This is a genomic window from Streptomyces taklimakanensis (assembly GCF_009709575.1).
In the GTDB taxonomy this organism is placed as follows: Bacteria; Actinomycetota; Actinomycetes; order Streptomycetales; family Streptomycetaceae; genus Streptomyces; species Streptomyces taklimakanensis.
This window is the reverse complement of sequence record NZ_WIXO01000001.1, coordinates 5610258-5625202: the sequence shown is the minus strand read 5'-3', so window position 1 is coordinate 5625202 and position 14945 is coordinate 5610258. Positions and strand designations below refer to the sequence as shown.

The 14945-nt window shown below is 75.5% G+C and carries 14 protein-coding genes and 1 pseudogene; 8 read left to right on the top strand and 7 right to left on the bottom strand.

What is annotated here, in order from left to right; genetic code table 11:
• Positions 1-90: 90 nt before the first annotated feature.
• Together F0L17_RS24805 and F0L17_RS24800 are read left to right on the top strand one after the other, a co-directional pair.
• A pseudogene (locus F0L17_RS24805) lies at positions 91-561 on the top strand (GNAT family N-acetyltransferase); the annotation flags it as partial.
• 149 nt (positions 562-710) lie between these two features.
• Complete coding sequence (locus tag F0L17_RS24800) at positions 711-1580, top strand: SDR family NAD(P)-dependent oxidoreductase (RefSeq protein ID WP_155072770.1); 870 nt, start codon at positions 711-713, stop codon at positions 1578-1580.
• On the opposite strand, the gene F0L17_RS24795 is transcribed toward F0L17_RS24800, so the two are convergent.
• Positions 1529-2758 (bottom strand): PP2C family protein-serine/threonine phosphatase, encoded by a 1230-nt coding sequence (locus F0L17_RS24795; RefSeq protein WP_338018211.1) that lies wholly within the window; start codon positions 2756-2758, stop codon positions 1529-1531. The two genes, F0L17_RS24800 and F0L17_RS24795, sit on opposite strands and share 52 nt — an antisense overlap.
• 206 nt (positions 2759-2964) lie before the next feature.
• Here F0L17_RS24795 and F0L17_RS24790 point away from each other — a divergent pair, with 206 nt between their 5' ends.
• The 4 genes from F0L17_RS24790 to F0L17_RS24775 all read left to right on the top strand — a co-directional run bounded on the left by F0L17_RS24790 (position 2965) and on the right by F0L17_RS24775 (position 5892).
• A complete protein-coding gene (locus F0L17_RS24790; RefSeq protein WP_155072769.1) occupies positions 2965-3489 on the top strand; it encodes a DUF2243 domain-containing protein in 525 nt (174 codons plus the stop codon).
• A complete protein-coding gene (locus F0L17_RS24785) occupies positions 3486-4436 on the top strand; it encodes a cytochrome c oxidase assembly protein (RefSeq protein WP_155072768.1) in 951 nt (316 codons plus the stop codon). The genes F0L17_RS24790 and F0L17_RS24785 overlap by 4 nt, the downstream gene beginning before the upstream one ends.
• A gap of 383 nt (positions 4437-4819) precedes the next feature.
• On the top strand, positions 4820-5032 hold the full coding sequence (locus F0L17_RS24780) for a hypothetical protein (RefSeq protein WP_155072767.1): 213 nt from the start codon (positions 4820-4822) through the stop codon (positions 5030-5032).
• A gap of 170 nt (positions 5033-5202) precedes the next feature.
• The gene (locus F0L17_RS24775; protein WP_155072766.1) at positions 5203-5892 is read left to right on the top strand and encodes an acetoacetate decarboxylase family protein; all 690 of its coding nucleotides are present in this window, start codon (positions 5203-5205) and stop codon (positions 5890-5892) included.
• Positions 5893-5972: 80 nt separating this feature from the next.
• Here the strand turns inward: F0L17_RS24775 and F0L17_RS24770 are convergent, their stop codons facing one another.
• From F0L17_RS24770 to F0L17_RS24760, 3 genes are all read right to left on the bottom strand, one after another.
• Entirely contained in the window at positions 5973-7136 is a 1164-nt protein-coding gene (locus tag F0L17_RS24770; protein WP_155072765.1) for a polyprenyl synthetase family protein, read from the bottom strand.
• A gap of 61 nt (positions 7137-7197) precedes the next feature.
• Positions 7198-7887, bottom strand: coding sequence for an HAD family hydrolase (locus F0L17_RS24765; RefSeq protein WP_155072764.1), 690 nt, complete (start codon positions 7885-7887; stop codon positions 7198-7200).
• Between the two features lie 106 nt (positions 7888-7993).
• On the bottom strand, positions 7994-8980 hold the full coding sequence (locus tag F0L17_RS24760) for a pseudouridine synthase (RefSeq protein WP_155072763.1): 987 nt from the start codon (positions 8978-8980) through the stop codon (positions 7994-7996).
• A gap of 90 nt (positions 8981-9070) precedes the next feature.
• Here F0L17_RS24760 and F0L17_RS24755 point away from each other — a divergent pair, with 90 nt between their 5' ends.
• Positions 9071-9601 (top strand): zinc ribbon domain-containing protein, encoded by a 531-nt coding sequence (locus F0L17_RS24755; RefSeq protein WP_162466658.1) that lies wholly within the window; start codon positions 9071-9073, stop codon positions 9599-9601.
• Between the two features lie 223 nt (positions 9602-9824).
• Here the strand turns inward: F0L17_RS24755 and F0L17_RS24750 are convergent, their stop codons facing one another.
• The 3 genes from F0L17_RS24750 to F0L17_RS24740 all read right to left on the bottom strand — a co-directional run bounded on the left by F0L17_RS24750 (position 9825) and on the right by F0L17_RS24740 (position 14160).
• Positions 9825-10235 (bottom strand): DUF2267 domain-containing protein, encoded by a 411-nt coding sequence (locus tag F0L17_RS24750; protein ID WP_155072762.1) that lies wholly within the window; start codon positions 10233-10235, stop codon positions 9825-9827.
• Positions 10236-10367: 132 nt separating this feature from the next.
• Complete coding sequence (locus F0L17_RS24745) at positions 10368-12659, bottom strand: glycoside hydrolase family 3 N-terminal domain-containing protein (RefSeq protein ID WP_238419607.1); 2292 nt, start codon at positions 12657-12659, stop codon at positions 10368-10370.
• 292 nt (positions 12660-12951) lie between these two features.
• Positions 12952-14160, bottom strand: coding sequence for a glycoside hydrolase family 6 protein (locus F0L17_RS24740; protein ID WP_338018210.1), 1209 nt, complete (start codon positions 14158-14160; stop codon positions 12952-12954).
• A gap of 263 nt (positions 14161-14423) precedes the next feature.
• Here F0L17_RS24740 and F0L17_RS24735 point away from each other — a divergent pair, with 263 nt between their 5' ends.
• Complete coding sequence (locus tag F0L17_RS24735) at positions 14424-14798, top strand: RNA-binding S4 domain-containing protein (protein ID WP_155072761.1); 375 nt, start codon at positions 14424-14426, stop codon at positions 14796-14798.
• Positions 14799-14945: the final 147 nt, after the last annotated feature.

Genomic DNA, 14945 nt, shown 5'->3' with positions numbered 1-14945 from the left:
TCCGCTCCGCCGGACCCGGTGGAGCGGGGACCGACGGCGTGCGAGGATCGTGCCCCGACGCGTCGGGCGCACGGAGCGGGGAGGCACGCGATGGCGACGGGAACCGCACGGGCCGACAGGCCGTCGGTCAGGGCTGCGCTGCCCGAAGAGGCGGTTCGGTTGAGCGAGTTGGCGATCCGGTCGAAGGCGCACTGGGGGTACGACGGGGCCTTCGTCGCCGCGTGCCGGGAGGAACTGACGCTCCGTCCCGACGAGGTCACGCGTCGGCGGACCGCCGTGGCCGAACGGGACGGGGAGATCCTGGGGTTCGTCACCGTCGAGGGCCGGCCCCCGCACGGGTCCATCGGGTTGATGTTCGTCGATCCCCCCGCCATCGGGCAGGGCGTCGGCCGCCTGCTGTTCGAGGACGCGCTCCACCGGGCGCGGGCGGCCGGCTTCACCCGGTTGTCGGTGGACGCCGACCCGAACGCCGAGGGCTTCTACCGGGCCATGGGGGCCGTGCGCACGGGAACGGCGCCGTCGGGGTCGATCCCCGGACGCGTCCTGCCCCAACTCGCCGTGCGGGTGCCGGAGACGGACCCCGACCGCGCCGCCGAAGGCCCCGGCTCCGCCGGGCGCGACGCGGACGGTGCCGCTTCCCGACGCCTCCTTCGGCCGTCGGCTCGCCCGTCGGGGGAGCGCCCCTGACACCGGCGGTGCACCATGGACCCATGACCTTCGATCCGTACCGAACCCCCGGGACCGCCGTGGTCACCGGTGCCTCCTCCGGCATCGGTGCCGAGTACGCGCGCCGACTGGCCGGGCACGGCTGGCGGTTGCTGCTCGTCGCCCGACGGGCCGGCCGTCTGGAGGACCTGGCCGCGCGGCTGCGCGCCGAGGCCGGGGCGGACGTGGAGACGCTCACCGCCGACCTCGGTCACGAGGGCGACCTGGCACGGGTGGCCGACCGGATCGTCCGCCGGGAGGTGGACCTGCTGGTGAACAACGCGGGCATCAACGGCTACGGCCCCTTCGCCGAGGTCGATCCCGGGCTGCTGGCCCGGGTGGTCACGGTCAACACCCTGGCGCCGACCGTCCTGACCCGCGCGGCGGTGCCGGGGATGCTGGAGCGCGGACGCGGCGCGGTGGTCAACGTCGCCTCGATGCTGGCCTTCGCGGGCTCCCTGCCGCCCGGCCGGCTCCCCCACCGGGCCGTCTACGGGGGCAGCAAGGGGTACGTGGTGACGTTCTCCCGGACGCTCGCCGCCGAGCTGGCGGACGCCCCGGTGACCGTGCAGGTGCTCTGTCCGGGGCTGACGGCCACCGAGTTCCACCTCACCCCGGGGGACGAGTCGGTGGCCGGGGAGGAGGAACGGGTCCACCGCGAGGGCGGCATGCCCCCCGGCGACGTGGTGACGGCCTCCCTGGCCGCCCTGCGCTCGGGGGAGGTGGTGTGCGTACCGGGTCTGGTCGAGGCGGACGCGGTGGAGCGGCTGCGCACGGCCGAGTTGGCCCTCCGCACCGGCGCGGGCGCCTCCGTGGCTCCCCGCTACACCGCCGTGGCGCCCGACCCCGGAGCCGGTCCCCGCTCGGGCCGTTGAGGGAGGTCCGCTCCTCCCGGGGCGTCCTCCCCCCACCCCACCGGTTCCGCGGGGCCGGCCCTGCGCAGGACCAGCAGGGCGATGTCGTCCGAGGGGGTCCCGCCGGTGTGGTCCAGCAACTGGTCGAGCAGGCCCGTGGCGATCCGGTGGGGTGGGGCGCCGGCCCACCGGGAGAGGCGTTCCTCCAGGGGGAAGAAGGCGCCGGAGGAGTCGCGCGCCTCGGTGACACCGTCGGTGCAGAGCAGGAGCACCGCGTCGTCCGGGAGGTCGAACCGTTCGACGGCGCGGGGTTCGGGGGCGAGGGGGCCCAGTCCCAGGGGGACGCCGACCTCCCGCGGCGAGAGGGGCCCGGTCCTCTCCCGGTGCACCACGTACGGCGGGATGTGACCGCAGTCGACGACCCTCGCCCACCGTCCGGCGTCGACGTCCAGGACGAGTGCGGTGACGAAGCGTTCGGGCTCCCCCGTCCGGGTCGCGAAGGCGTTGTGCCGCACGACCGCGTTCTCCAGGGCGTCCACGACCGCGATGAGGTCCGGCTCGCGGTTGGCGGCCTCGCGGAACGCGCCCAGCACGGCGAAGGCGGTTCCGATGGCCGGCAGCCCCTTGCCCTGGACGTCGGCGATGCACACCCGGGTGCCGTACGGTGACGCCACCACCTCGTAGATGTCGCCGCCGACCCTGCTGTCCTCCTCCACCGGCTCGTACACCCCGTCGACCAGCAGGTGGTCGGTGAGTCGCGGAAGCGGGCTCAGGATCTGCCGTTGGAGGGCGGCGGCCGCCGAGCGCAGTCGGTGGATCTCCTCGTCCCTGCGGACCCGCTGCCAGGCACCGGCGACGCTCAGCCCGCCGAGCGCCAGGGTGAAGGCGACCGTCGCCAGGTTCGCGGAGACCGTCTGGAAGGGGTCGTAGGCCATCAGTCCGACCAGGACGAGGACGATCCAGGCGGCGGCCAGGGCGGTCTGCCGCACCGTGCCGCGCCCCGCCACGAAGGCCGGGAGGAAGACCAGGAGGGGGGTGAGCCCCAGCCCCCGCTCGCTCAGGTAGTCCGAGACCACCACCAGCACCGTCAGGACGACGAGCCAGGACGCCAGGGTTCGGGTCCCGAGCCGGGGCGGGGCGGCGCCCCACCTGTGGCCACCGCCCGTACGGGGGTCCCTGAGGACGTCGGAGCCTCGCACGTCGCTTCCGCACCTCCCGTGGTCGGATCCCGCCGGGACGTCACGTGCCGTTCGAGGGCGGGCGGGTGGTCCCACCTTCTCGCATCCGCCGGGTGGTGCCGGGACATCCGCGCGCGGCGTCACCCGTGCGCGCGAGCGACGCTCCGACGTGGGGAAGCCGGGTACGCGTACCGGGCACCGAGCACTCCCGCGGAGAGGACCCCACCATGAGCGATCCGGTCCGCCGGCCGGCCGTCCCGCCACCGTCCGAAGCCGAGCCCCGTCCCCGTCGATCGCTGGGGGTCTGCGCCCTGATCGGCGCCGCGGTCATGGCGGCGGTCGACGAGATCGTCTTCCACCAACTGTTGAACTGGCACCACTTCTACGACCGTTCCACCCCCTCCGTCGGTCTGCTCAGCGACGGGTTGTTGCACACCGCCGAGCTGCTGGCGCTGGTCGCGGGGTTCACCCTCTGGGCGGATCTGCGGCGCCGCGGCGCCCTCTCCCCGTCCCACGCCCGAGCCGGGCTGTTCCTCGGCGCGGGCGGCTTCCAGCTCTTCGACGGCATCGTCGACCACAAGCTGCTGCGCACCCACCAGATCCGTTACGGCGTCGACCTCCTCCCCTACGACCTGGCCTGGAACGCCGCCGGGGTGGTGCTGTTGGGCGTCGGGGCGGCCCTGGCGGTGCGGGCGGGCCAAAACGGCCGGGGTGATCGGAGCGTCGGACGAGGTCCGGAGCCGTCCCGATGACGTCGGCACACGCCCACCCCACCGGCACGGGCCCGGGATTCTCGGCCCTGGTGGCCGCCGCGGCCTCGTCGGTCGCGGTCGTCTGCTACCTGCTCGCCGCCGCGCGCCTGCGCCGCCGCGGGGACGCCTGGCCTCCCCTGCGCGACGTGTGCTTCGCCACCGGCGGTGCGGCCCTGGCCGCGGCCGCCGTCGTCACCCCGCCCGGCGGACCGTTCACCGTCCACATGGCCCGGCACCTGGTGGTCGGCATGGCGGCCCCGCTGCTGCTGGTGCTCGCCCGCCCCCTCACCCTGGCCCTGCGCGCGCTGCGCCCCGGACGGGTGCGGCGCGCCCTGGCCGCGACGGGCCGCTCCCGCCCCGCGGCCTGGCTGCTCTTCCCCCCGACGGCCGCGGTCTTGGACGTGGGCGGCCTGTGGCTGCTGTACCGCACACCACTGTGGTCGGTCTCCCACGAACGGCCCCTCCTCCAGGCCGCGGTGCACTTCCACGTTCTCGCGGCGGGTCTGCTGTTCGCCTTCGCCGTCTGCGCGGTGGACCCCGTGCGCCACCGGTGGGGGCTGCCGTGGCGGGGGGCCGCGCTGCTGGGTGCGGGGGCCGCCCACGCCGTGCTCGCGAAGTCCCTGTACGCCGCTCCCCCGGCCGGCACCGCCTTCGCGCCCGACGACCGGCGCGCCGGCGCCCTGCTGATGTACTACGGGGGCGACGCGGTGGAGCTGGCGCTGGCCGCCGTCCTGGCCGTCGGGTGGTACGCCGCGGGCGGCCGTGCCCCGGCCCGGGGTGGACGTTCCCGCTCCACGGCCCGGCGCCCCCGCCTCCGTCCCGGCCCCCACCCGCGTCCCGGTCCGCGTCCGTCGGGCTTCGGTACGACTGTCCGTGCGATCGGCGGGTACCCGCAGGACACAACCCGCGAGGGAGTCACACAGCGGTCAGCGGAGCAGAAGCGCTGACGCCGCCGGCGGCCGGTACGTCCGTCCCCCCGTTCCGACCGGCCGCCGGCTCCTCCCCACTCCCCGGTCGGCCCCCAAGCGAGCCGTGACACCGACGACTCCGGCTCGCGTTGGACGAGGAAGCCGGGCGCCGGGAGGAGGACGCGCCGCCCGGCGGGTCCGTCAGGGATCCGTGCGAGGCGGCCTCCGTCCGTCGGGCCACGGTGGTGTTCCCCGGCGCGGTCCACGGCCGCCCGTTCCCGGAGAGCCGGCGGGTGGGGGCCTCGGTCCGGCGCAAGCCTTCAGGGGGACATGAGGGGCCGAATGCAGCACGCCGGCGCGCGACCCGGCCGGGGCCGGGGCACGGTGGAAGCCACCCAACGTCTCGAAGGAGATTGATTTCCATGCGTCGTCTTGTCCGCCTGTCCGCCGTCGGCGTCGGCCTCTGCTGTGCCCTGTTCGTCGGTTCCCCCGCGGCCACCGCGGCGAACAGCCCCGAGACCGGTGTCCAGATGTGCTCCGAGCACGTCAACCCGGGCCTCTTCGGTGGTCTGTTCCCGACCGCGGGCAGCCAGTCCAAGGGGTGCATGTCCAGCACCGCGCTCGTCACCGAGTGACCTCGGAACGACCCCTCGGGTGGGTGTCCCGCGCATCGGTCGCGGGGCACCCACCCGCCGTCGTGCGGGGCGTGTACGGTGCCCGGGGCCCGGACACCCGGTCCGGTGAGGGGGCTTCGACGGGCCCCCGGCGTCCACCGCGCGAAGGCACCGGAAGGGAGGCGCGGAGCATGCCCGGTCCCGAACCGGCCCCGGAGGACGGCGCGGGCGCCACCGGAGGCACTGCCGACGGGGGCGCGGAAGCCGTCGGCGGACCACCGCCGTACCCGCCCGCGCCCTGGAGGTTCCGCGGGCACCTGTGGGCGGCGGTCCTCCCGGTGCGCGACCGGTTGCCCGTTCCCGCCGACCTGCGCCCGCTGGGCAGCCCCTTCCGACTGGCCGTGGGGCTGGTCCGCTACCGGGAGGGGACCTTGCGCTACGACGAACTGGCCCTCGGCCCCCTGGTCCGTCGGGGTCGCCGCGCCGGGCTGCTGATCGACCGCATCTGGGTCGACGACGCCGTCTCGGTACGGGGCGGGCGCGACATCTGGGGACTGCCCAAGGAGCCCGCCGAGTTCGAGTGGTCGGGCCGTTCGGTGCGGGTCCGTGACCGCGACGGCCCGGTGGCGGAGCTCTCCTTCGGCCCGGGACGGCCCGCGCGCCTCGCCCTCCCGTCCGTTCCCCTGCCCCTGCCGGGCTTCTCCGGCTCCGCGGGGCGGCGGCTGTTCGTACCGGGGCGCCTGGTGGGGACCGTCCGCCCGGAGACGATGACGGTCCTCTCCTGGTCGGACCGGCTTCCGCGGCCGGCGCGCACCACCACCCGGCTCTCGGTGGCCGTACGCCCCTTCCGCATGACCGTCCCCGGTCCGGTGCGCTGCTGACGGGCCGGACCGACGGCGTCTCCCGGTCCACGTCGCGGTCGGGGGCGTCGGCACCGGGCGCGCGGCCCGCGCCCCCGGACTCAGCCGCGCTCCGCTCCCCCGGCTCCCTCGGCCGTCTCCCGCACCAGTGCCTCCAACCGTCGGGCGACCAGCGGGTCGTCGCAGGCTTCCGAGAGGATGCGCCGGGCCGATCCGCTCAGCCGGGCGATGCGCTCCTCCACCGCGGCGGGCACGCCCAGCCCGGTCAGCACGTCCCGGACGCGTGCCGGTCCCTCCCCGGTCGGCGACCGGTCGCCCGAACTCTCCCGCAGGACGGTCAGGGCCCGCTCGTCGCCGGCCGCCTCGGCGCGGGCCAGGGCGAGTGCCACCGGATAGGTGGGTTTCCCCTCCCGCACGTCGCCGCCCGTCGGTTTGCCCGTGCGTTCCGGGTCGCCGAAGAGGTCGAGGAGGTCGTCCCGGAGTTGGAAGGCCAGGCCCGCCCGGCGTCCGGCGGCGCGCAGCGCCGCGACGAGCCCGGCGTCGGCGCCGCCCAGGACCGCGCCCAGGTGCAGGGGGCGCTCGACGGTGTAGAGGGCGCTCTTGAGCCGGGCGACGCGCAGCGCGGCCGCCGGGGAGGCCCCGCCCGCCGCCTGGGCGCGGAGGTCCAGGAACTGTCCGGCCACCATCTCCGTGCGCGTCACCCGCCACACCCGCTGTGCCGCGTGCCGCACCGCCCCGTCCGGCAGCGACTCGGCGAACAGGTCGTCGGCCCAGGCCAGGGCGAGGTCCCCGGCGAGGACGGCCACCGCCCTCCCGTACCCGTCGGGGTCGCCACGCAGCCCGTCCCGCCGGTGGCGACGGGCGAAGGCGGTGTGGAGGGACGGGCGACCGCGGCGCAGGGCGGAGTCGTCCATCACGTCGTCGTGGATCAGGGCGCAGGTCTGGAGCAGTTCCAGGGCGGCGGCGGTCCGGAGCGCGTCCGTCGCGGCGGGACCGCGGGGCGCGCCTTTGGCCGCCCGCCACCCCCACCACAGGAACGCGGCGCGGTTCCGCCTCCCCCCGCGCAGCGCGAGGTCGACGAGGGCGGTGACCGGCTGCCCGTGGAAGGCGACGTCGAGGGAACGGGCCTCCTCGCACCGCCGCGCCGTCCAGCGCCGCAGGACCTCCTCCACCTCCCGGCGGGGGTCCTCCTCGGGGGCGTCGTCGGTGGGGCCGGGCAGGCCGTGGGGGCTCCCGGGGCCGGCGGCCCTCCCGCTCGCCGTCATCTCGCCGTCCTCGGGGTCTCGCGGCCGGGGCCGGCCGCGGTGTCCGGCCCCCACCGAGGGTTCAGGCTCCACCGGGCGGGCGGCCCAGCAGGCTGTCGTCCAGGTGGGCCAGGAGGTCGGCGGGGTTCTCGTAGACCTCCGCCGCGCCCGCCTCCGCCAGTTCCTGCCGGGTGAGGCCGCCGGACAGCACGCCCAGGCAGGGCACACCCGCACGGGAGCAGGCGGCCACGTCCCACACGGTGTCGCCGACGAAGACGGCGCGGTCGGGGGTGGTCCCGGCGTGTTCCAGGGCGGACTCCACCAGGTCGGGCGCCGGTTTGCTGGCCTCCACGTCGTCGGAGCTGGTCGCCGCGGTCACCACGTCGTCCGCGCCGACCGCGCGGCGCATCGCCGCCAGTTCGTCGCCGCGCGCGGAGCTGGCCAGCACGACCGTCCAGCCCCGTCCGGCGCAGGCCCGCAGGAGGTCGGCGGCGCCCTCCAGGGGAGCCAGCCGCGGCCAGTACTCGGCGTAGAGGGCGTGGTGGGCCGCGCTGACGGACGCGGCCTCCTCGGGGTCGTGGTCCTCGCCGAGCAGCCGCGCCAGAAGTTGGTCGCTGCCCATGCCGATGGTGCGGTGGATCAGCGACATCGGCACCGGGCGGCCCGCCTGGCGCAGCGCCTCCCACCAGGCCACGGTGTGGAGGTAGGTGGTGTCCACCAGGGTGCCGTCCACGTCGAAGAGCACCGCTGCGCGCGTCCCGTCACGGCTCATGCCGACCTCCTTCCGTCCGCGCCCGGCCGGTTCCGGATCGCTCCCGTCGCAGCCCCGGGTACCCAGCCGGCCGCCCGCCGCACCCCCCCTGTCGCGCGGTCGGCGGTCAGGCCGGACGGACGGGGTCGTCCGGGCGGACCCGCGCGGGGCCGGCTCCGTCCGCCCACTCCCGGGGGGAGGTCCAGGCCGACAGGGCGCGGCGGCCGACGAAGCTGCGGGTGCGGCCGGTGAACGGGTCGGTGAACTCCAGTGACCTGGCGAGCAGTTGGAGGGGGCGGCCGAAGTCGTCCGGCGCCCGTTCCACGAGTTCCGGGTAGACCGGATCCCCCAGGATGGGCACGCCCAGGCCGCTCATGTGGAGCCGTAGCTGGTGGGTGCGGCCGGTGAGCGGCACCAGCCGGTAACGGCCCAGCCCGTCGCGGTGCTCCAGCAGCTCGATCCGGCTGGCGCTGTTGGGCTCCCCGGGCACCTCCCGGGCCGCGATCACCCCCCGCTCCTTGACGATCCGGTTGCGCACCGTGCGGGGCAGCTCCAGCTCCGGGTCGTACGGCGCCACGGCCTCGTACTCCTTGCGCACTCGCCGGTCCCGGAAGAGGTTCTGGTAGGCGGCGCGGTACTCCGGGCGGACGGTGAACATCACCACGCCCGCGGTGAGCCGGTCCAGTCGGTGCGCCGGGCTCAGCTCGGGCAGGCCCAGGTCGTGGCGGAGCCGGGCCAGGGCGGTCTCGGTGACGTGCCGGCCGCGCGGGGTGGTCGCCAGGAAGTGCGGCTTGTCCGCCACGACCAGGATGTCGTCCCGGTACAGCACCTCCACCTCGTGGGGCACCGGGACCTCCTCGGGCGGCTCCCGGTGGAACCACAGGTACGCGCCCGGCCGGTACGGGACGTCGGGGGCGAGCGGACCGTCCGTGCCCCAGACCTCTCCCGCCTCCAGCATGGCGTCGATCAGTCCGGGGTCCACCGCGGGCAGCCGGTCGACCAGGTGGTCGCGGACCGTCCGCCAGGGGCCGGCGTCGGGCAACCTGAGGCGGACGGGGTCTATCCCGCGTCGCTGGGGCAGGGGGGAGGGCGGCACCGCGCGTCTGCGTCTCATCGCGGTGCCAAGCGTAAGGGGGCGCGCTCGGGCGGCGGCCCCGGAGCCGCCTAGGATCGACGGTGCCCGCACTCGCTCCGGGAGGTACCGGTGTCCCTCGACGAGGCCCCTCGCGTCCTGACCGACCTCGGCGACCGCGTCGCGGAGGCGGCTCCCGGGCAGGGCGGTGCCCTGTGGCGGTTGGCCGAGTCCGGACGGCAGCTCGACGCCAACCTGGTCCGCCTCGCGCCGGGCGCGGTCGTGGGCGAGCACGCCGAGAACGAGCTGGACGTGTTGTTGCTGGTGGTCGCCGGTGGCGGCGAGCTGGAGGACGCGACGGGCGCGCGGCGGGCGCTGGCGCCCCAGGCCCTGGTGTGGCTGCCGCGCACCTCCCGGCGTTCGCTGCGGGCGGGCCCGGCGGGACTGGTGTACCTGACGGTCCACCGGCGGCGGCCCGGTATGAGCATCCGCGACCCCGAGGCGGCCGGGCGGGGCGTCCCCCGGACGGCGGCGGCCGACGAGGGCGGCGAGGGGCCGTGCATGCTGGACCGGGTCTGCCCGGAGTGCGGCCGGCTGAACGAGCGTGCCCGCGCCGCGGTGTGCGAGCGCTGCGGCACGCCGTTGCCGTCCACCGCTCCGTGAGGAGGCGGCGGCGTCCCGTGCGGCGGGCGGGCCTCAGCCGCCCCGGCAGCCGTACAGGAGCAGCAGGAGGACGGCCGTACCGGCCAGGGTGATCAGGAGCGAGCCGAGGCACCCGGCCCGGTTGGAGAAGAAGAAGAACACGGTCACCGTCTCAGGGGTCGTCGTCCGCGCGTCCCGGCGTGTGCCCGTGGGACGCGGAGGCGGCGGTCGTCGCCGTCCCGGGTCACGCGTGCCCCGTACTGCCCGAGAAAAGCACCCGGGCCAGTTCGTCGTCCAGGGAGGGGCGGACCTTCGCCGTGCACGTCCCGCCGGTGGCCTCGTCGACGACCTCGATGACGCAGCGGGCCTCGTGGACGGCCTTGGGCCGGTCGGCGGAGGCGCGCTGCGCGACGCGGTCGAAGAACTCGTGGGCGCTCATCCGCATACCGGTTTCCGGCTCGTCGGGAGCGTACGCCACCCTGCGCAGGTGTTCACCGATCTCGCGCGGGAGTTGGGCGGCCAGCTTCTCCGCGACCGTCGCCGGGACGCGTTCGGCGAGCGTCTCCAGACTGGCGCGGGTGGCGGTCTCGGCGGCGCCGGGGTCACTGAGCCGGGCGCGGGCCTGTACCTGTCCGAGGAAGGTGTCGTACCGCATGGTTCACTCGTCCCTTCGTCTCCGACCCCGCCCCGGTACCCGGGCCCGTGGGGAGGAAACCCGGCGGAGCGCACGGTGCCCGGCCCCTCCGAAGCGGGGCCGGGCACCGTGCGCCGGGACGGCTCGGCGGTGTCAGGGGCTGCCGCAGGAGACGCCGGGCACGGCCGGGGAGCCGGTGGCGGTGAAGCCGAACGTCGCCGTGCCGTCGGGGGCCAGTCGTCCGTTCCAGCCGCTGTCGGTCGCGATCACGGTGTCGCCGGAGCGGGTGAGCGTGGCGTTCCAGACGCTGTCGATCCCGAGGGCTCCGGACGGGGTCCACCGCACCTCCCAGCCCTCGAGGGTCGTGGACGTGGTGTTGCGCACGGTCACCTCGGCCTGGAAACCGCCGGGCCACTGGTTGACGATCCGGTAGTCGGCCGTGCACCGCTCGGCTCCGGGCCCGTCGGGGTCGCCGGGCCCGCCCGGCTCCTCGGGCTCCTCGGGCTCCTCGGGCTCGTCCGGACCGGTGTCGGGGTAGGTCAGCCCGTGGCCGAGGGGGAACAGCGGGGTCTTGCCGTCGCCGTCGTTGATCGGCTGCTGGCCCGCCGACCGCATCCAGGTCACCGGCAGCCTGCCCGTGGGGGCGTGGTCGCCGTAGAGCACGTCGGCGACTCCGGCGCCCTCGGTGCCGGGCAGCCAGGCGGCCAGCAGCGCGTCCCAGTCCTCCAGGTGTCCGGCGACGTCCAGGGGGCGGCCCGAGACGAGCACGACGACGACCGGCACCCCGGAGGCCCTGAGCCGGGAGAGGGTGTTCAGGTCCTCCTGGTCCAGCCCCATCGATCCGGGCCGGTCGCCTTCCATCTCGGCGTAGGGGGTCTCGCCGACGACGGCCACGGCGACGTCGTAGGAGCCGTCGATGCCGTGGCCGTACCGGTCGTAGGCCACCCGCGACGGGTCGGAGGCCGACGCGCGCATCCCCTCCAGGATGGTGGTGCCCGGGGTGATGTCGCCGCTCGCCCCCTGCCAGGTGATGGTCCAGCCGCCGCTCTGGTTGCCGATGTCGTCGGCGTTCCTGCCCGCCACGAAGACCTTCGCCGACTTCTCCAGCGGCAGCACCCCTCCGTCCGCCCCTCCGTCGTTCTTCAGCAGCACCTGGGACTTGCGCACCGCCTCGCGGGCGAGCCGGCGGTAGTCGTCGGAGCCGATGCCCGCGGTGAGGGAACGGTCGGTGTAGGGGTTCTCGAAGAGGCCCAGTTCGAACTTCTTGGTCAGGATGCGGCGGTTGGCGTCGTCGACGCGCTCCATCGACACCCGTCCGGCCCGGACCTCGCCGCGCAGCAGCTCGACGAACCTGCGGTAGTCGTGCGGGACCATGACCATGTCGATGCCGGCGTTGATCGCCTCGCGCACCTCGGCGGCGGTGAAGCCCTCCCGGCCGTCGAGCTGGTCGACGCCCGCCCAGTCGGAGACCACGAAGCCGGTGAAGCCCAGTTCGCCCTTGAGGACGTCGGTGATCAGGTGACGGTGGCCGTGCAGCTTGACGCCGTTCCAACTGCTGTAGGAGACCATCACGGAACCGACGCCCCGCTCCACCGCCGCCCGGAACGGCGGGAGGTGGATCGCACGCAGCTCGGCCTCGCTCAGCTCGGTGTTCCCCTGGTCGTCGCCGCCGGTGGTGCCGCCGTCGCCGATGTAGTGCTTGGCGGTGGCCAGGATCGAGCCGGGGGCGTCGAGCGCGTCTCCCTGGAGGCCGTCGATGATCGTGGTCATGGCGGTGGGGATCTCGGGGACCTCGCCGAAGGACTCGTAGGTGCGCCCCCACCGGTCGTTGCGCGCCACGCACAGACAGGGCGCGAAGGTCCAGTCGATGCCGGTGCCGGCGACCTCCTCGGCGGTGGCCCGACCGACGCGCTCCACCAGGTCGGGGTCGCGGGTGGCGCCGAGTCCGATGTTGTGGGGGAAGATCGTGGCGCCGCGCACGTTGTTGTGGCCGTGGACGGCGTCCACCCCGTAGATCACGGGGATGCCCAGCGGGGTGGTCAGGGCGGTGCGCTGGAAGGAGTCGTACATCTCCGCCCACGCCTGGGGGGTGTTGGGGGTGGGTGCCGAGCCACCGCCGGAGAGGACGGAGCCGATGCGGTAGGTCGCCAGGTCGGACGGGTTCTCCAGCGCCCCGCGGTCGACCTGGGTCATCTGGCCGATCTTGTCGTCGAGCGTCATTCGGGACAGCAGGTCCTCGACGCGGTCGTCCACCGGCAGCGTCGGGTCCTCGTAGGCGGGGGGCGCGTCGGTCGACGCCGCGGCCGGGGTGCCGCCGTTCAGGGTGCAGGCGACCATCAGGGAGACGGCCGCGCCGGCGGTCAGCCGCCGTAGCCTGTCCCGCACCGCCGTCCGGCCGGCCGGTTGCGCGGTCGTCCCTCTCGCCGTTCCTCTCGTCCGTCTCATGGGCGGTCCGTCCTTCCGGTGCGGTCGCGTGCGCGGCCTGGGGGGTTCTCCGGCACGGGCCGGCGGCCGTCGGCCCGTGCCGGACGCGTCTGGCGCCTGGAACGGTGGGACGAGGGCCGTGCGGGGCGGCCGGCCCCGCACGGGTCGATCGCGACGACCGTCCGGCCCCGGCGGAGGAGACACCGGGGCCGGACGAGGGGCCGGTCCGGCGGCGCGCCCTCATCGCGCCGCCGGACCGGGGATCCCGACCGGGACTCCAGGCGCGGCGGGTCTCCCGGGCGGGCGGTCCGGTTCAGGGGCGCAGTGGCGGCTCCGCGTTGCGGACCAGTTCGAGGGCCTGCTGGGGGAACCACCGGCCGGCGGGCGGGTCGATCGTGCCGCGCGCCGGGTCCTCGGGCCCCTCGGTGCCGCGCAGGCACTCGCCGTCCGATTCCCCGGGGATCTTGATCCACAGCCGGGCGTCGTGGAGCGGGTCGCCGGTGCGGGTGGTCGGGCGCAGGCCCAGGCCGCGGTCGGGCGGGTTGCACCAGTCCTGCGGGTCCGGGTACTGGTCCGTCTCCGGGTACCAGGGGCCCTTGCCGTTGCGGCTGGTGTCGGTGACGAAGTGGGGCTGGTCCGAGGGGTCGGGGGTGACGTTCGCCGCCAGCCAGGCCCGGGCGTCGTTCCGGTCGGTCCACTGGTCGGGGCAGGAGGCCGGGTCGCCACCGTCCAGGGTGTGTTCCAGGCAGCCGGAGACCAGCGTGCCGTACCAGGCCAGCTCATCGTCGGAGCGGTAGTTGGAGGCGTTGAGGTAGAAGCCGGCGGTCCGCTCCACCCCGGCCCGCACCAGTCGCGGCACGATGGAGCCGACGCCGTGCCAGTTGCTGTGACCGGCGTCGAGGTAGACGGTCGTGCCGGGCAGGGCGGCGAGGGTTTCGACGGCGTGGCCGATCTCCCGGTACCGGGCGTCGGTCAGGGTGCCCTCGTCGTCGTCCTGACCGCAGTCGGAGGGCAGCAGGGCGAGGGAGTCGGGCTCCAGGACGACCAGCGCCTTCCGCTTGCCGATGCCCCGGGCGACCTCGTCGATCCACGCCGTGTACTCGGCGGTGTTCGCGGCGCCGCCGGCCGAGTACTGCGAGCAGTCGCGTCCGGGGACGTTGTAGAGGGCCAGCACGGGCAGGGCGCGCTCGCGCGCGGCGTCCCGCACGACGCGGGCCACCTCCCGGCGGACGCTGCCGTCGTCGCCGTTGCCGTTGAACCAGACGGCCTGGGGGGTGGTGACCATGCGGGCGACACCGACGGCGTCCCGGTACCGTCCGGCCCGCACCAGCTCCCCGATTTGCGTGTACGCGTCAGGGTTGGCGGGCGGGGTGTACAGACGGGTCCGCGCCGACTCCCGCTTCCCCCCGTCCGTCCCGCCGGCCCGGTCGGCGGCCTCCACCGTCCCGGCGATCCCGACGACCAGCGCCAGAGCGGTGACGGCACCCGCTCCGGCCGTGATCCCTCTTCTCCGTCTGTGCACGTGTCCGGCTCCTGACGTGAGCGACGTGATGGAGCACTTCCGACGCGGTACGGCCCCACCGCTGATGGGAGCGCTCCCAATCCGCTGCCCGACCATCCCCCCGTCCGTGCCGCCCGTCAAGACCCCTCGCTCCGGTTTTCCGTACCGGCGAGTTCACCACCGCTCCGCCCCATCCCTCCCGCGTTGCGCCCGCGAACAACCGCCTGAGCGACCGGCGGCTCGCTCCGGACGGCCTGCGGCGACGCTCCTCTAGAGTCGGGGGTATGGCTGCTGACGACGGGAGCGTACGGATCGACAGTTGGATCTGGTCCGTCCGGCTCACCAAGACGCGTTCGACGGCCGCCGCGGCCTGCCGCGGCGGCCACGTCCGGATCAACGGGGACCGGGTGAAGCCCGCCCACCCGGTGCGCCCCGGGGACGAGGTACGGCTGTTCCACCTGGGACGCGAACGGATCGTCGTGGTCAAACGCCTGGTGCGCAAGCGGGTGGGCGCCGCGGTCGCGGCGGAGTGCTACATCGACGACAGCCCGCCACCGCCGCCGCGCGAGTACGTCGCCCCCGTCGCCCGACGCGACCGCGGCGCGGGCCGGCCGACCAAGCGCGAGCGGCGCGAACTGGAACGGCTGCGCGGTCGCTGAGCCGGGCGGGAGCCTCGCGCCCCGTGGGCACCGGGGCCGGGGCGGCGGTGCCGCCACCTCGGCCCCGGTTCGCTGCCGGGAAGACCTACGGTCGTTCCGGTCCCCCGCATCGGACGGGCGGGCCGACCCACCCGCGCGGCCGGCCCG